1 rRNA gene is annotated in these 2943 nt (G+C 53.1%); it reads left to right on the top strand.

The annotated features are described in order from the left end of the window. Positions 1-14: 14 nt before the first annotated feature. Positions 15-2916 (top strand): 23S ribosomal RNA (locus ACLH1U_RS25120). The last annotated feature ends 27 nt before the right edge of the window (positions 2917-2943 follow it).

The raw sequence follows: 2943 nt of genomic DNA on the forward strand, positions 1-2943 counted from the left end.
TCTTCGGGTTGTGAGGTTAAGCGACTAAGCGTACACGGTGGATGCCCTGGCAGTCAGAGGCGATGAAGGACGTGCTAATCTGCGAAAAGCGTCGGTAAGGTGATATGAACCGTTATAGCCGGCGATGTCCGAATGGGGAAACCCAGTGCAATTCGTTGCACTATCGTTAACTGAATACATAGGTTAACGAGGCGAACCGGGGGAACTGAAACATCTAAGTACCCCGAGGAAAAGAAATCAACCGAGATTCCCCCAGTAGCGGCGAGCGAACGGGGAGCAGCCCAGAGTCTGAATCAGCTTGTGTGTTAGTGGAACGGTCTGGAAAGTCCGACGGTACAGGGTGATAGTCCCGTACACCAAAATGCACAGGCTGTGAACTCGAAGAGTAGGGCGGGACACGTGGTATCCTGTCTGAATATGGGGGGACCATCCTCCAAGGCTAAATACTCCTGACTGACCGATAGTGAACCAGTACCGTGAGGGAAAGGCGAAAAGAACCCCGGCGAGGGGAGTGAAAAAGAACCTGAAACCGTGTACGTACAAGCAGTGGGAGCACCTTCGGGTGTGACTGCGTACCTTTTGTATAATGGGTCAGCGACTTATATTCTGTAGCAAGGTTAACCGTATAGGGGAGCCGCAGGGAAACCGAGTCTTAACTGGGCGTTAAGTTGCAGGGTATAGACCCGAAACCCGGTGATCTAGCCATGGGCAGGTTGAAGGTTGGGTAACACTAACTGGAGGACCGAACCGACTAATGTTGAAAAATTAGCGGATGACTTGTGGCTGGGGGTGAAAGGCCAATCAAACCGGGAGATAGCTGGTTCTCCCCGAAAGCTATTTAGGTAGCGCCTCGTGAATTCATCTTCGGGGGTAGAGCACTGTTTCGGCTAGGGGGTCATCCCGACTTACCAACCCGATGCAAACTACGAATACCGAAGAATGTTATCACGGGAGACACACGGCGGGTGCTAACGTCCGTCGTGAAGAGGGAAACAACCCAGACCGCCAGCTAAGGTCCCAAAGTCATGGTTAAGTGGGAAACGATGTGGGAAGGCACAGACAGCCAGGATGTTGGCTTAGAAGCAGCCATCATTTAAAGAAAGCGTAATAGCTCACTGGTCGAGTCGGCCTGCGCGGAAGATGTAACGGGGCTAAACCATGCACCGAAGCTGCGGCAGCGACACTATGTGTTGTTGGGTAGGGGAGCGTTCTGTAAGCCTGCGAAGGTGGCCTGTGAGGGTTGCTGGAGGTATCAGAAGTGCGAATGCTGACATAAGTAACGATAAAGCGGGTGAAAAGCCCGCTCGCCGGAAGACCAAGGGTTCCTGTCCAACGTTAATCGGGGCAGGGTGAGTCGACCCCTAAGGCGAGGCCGAAAGGCGTAGTCGATGGGAAACAGGTTAATATTCCTGTACTTGGTGTTACTGCGAAGGGGGGACGGAGAAGGCTATGTTAGCCGGGCGACGGTTGTCCCGGTTTAAGCATGTAGGCTGGTTATCCAGGCAAATCCGGATAATCAAGGCTGAGGTGTGATGACGAGGTACTACGGTACTGAAGTAACAAATGCCCTGCTTCCAGGAAAAGCCTCTAAGCATCAGGTAACATCAAATCGTACCCCAAACCGACACAGGTGGTCAGGTAGAGAATACCAAGGCGCTTGAGAGAACTCGGGTGAAGGAACTAGGCAAAATGGTGCCGTAACTTCGGGAGAAGGCACGCTGGTGTGTAGGTGAAGTCCCTGCGGATGGAGCTGAGACCAGTCGAAGATACCAGCTGGCTGCAACTGTTTATTAAAAACACAGCACTGTGCAAACACGAAAGTGGACGTATACGGTGTGACGCCTGCCCGGTGCCGGAAGGTTAATTGATGGGGTTATCCGTAAGGAGAAGCTCTTGATCGAAGCCCCGGTAAACGGCGGCCGTAACTATAACGGTCCTAAGGTAGCGAAATTCCTTGTCGGGTAAGTTCCGACCTGCACGAATGGCGTAATGATGGCCAGGCTGTCTCCACCCGAGACTCAGTGAAATTGAACTCGCTGTGAAGATGCAGTGTACCCGCGGCAAGACGGAAAGACCCCGTGAACCTTTACTATAGCTTGACACTGAACATTGAGCCTTGATGTGTAGGATAGGTGGGAGGCTTTGAAGCGTGGACGCCAGTCTGCGTGGAGCCAACCTTGAAATACCACCCTTTAATGTTTGATGTTCTAACGTGGGCCCCTGACCGGGGTTGCGGACAGTGTCTGGTGGGTAGTTTGACTGGGGCGGTCTCCTCCCAAAGCGTAACGGAGGAGCACGAAGGTTAGCTAATCCTGGTCGGACATCAGGAGGTTAGTGCAATGGCATAAGCTAGCTTGACTGCGAGCGTGACGGCGCGAGCAGGTGCGAAAGCAGGTCATAGTGATCCGGTGGTTCTGAATGGAAGGGCCATCGCTCAACGGATAAAAGGTACTCCGGGGATAACAGGCTGATACCGCCCAAGAGTTCATATCGACGGCGGTGTTTGGCACCTCGATGTCGGCTCATCACATCCTGGGGCTGAAGTAGGTCCCAAGGGTATGGCTGTTCGCCATTTAAAGTGGTACGCGAGCTGGGTTTAGAACGTCGTGAGACAGTTCGGTCCCTATCTGCCGTGGGCGCTGGAGAATTGAGGGGGGCTGCTCCTAGTACGAGAGGACCGGAGTGGACGCATCACTGGTGTTCGGGTTGTCATGCCAATGGCACTGCCCGGTAGCTAAATGCGGAAGAGATAAGTGCTGAAAGCATCTAAGCACGAAACTTGCCCCGAGATGAGTTCTCCCTGAGACTTTAAGTCTCCTGAAGGAACGTTGAAGACGACGACGTTGATAGGCCGGGTGTGTAAGCGCAGCGATGCGTTGAGCTAACCGGTACTAATGAACCGTGAGGCTTAACCTTACAACGCCGAAGATGTTTTGGCGGATT

Source organism: Klebsiella sp. 1SOBk5mer, from assembly GCF_046603115.1.
Classification (GTDB): Bacteria; Pseudomonadota; Gammaproteobacteria; order Enterobacterales; family Enterobacteriaceae; genus Klebsiella; species Klebsiella quasipneumoniae.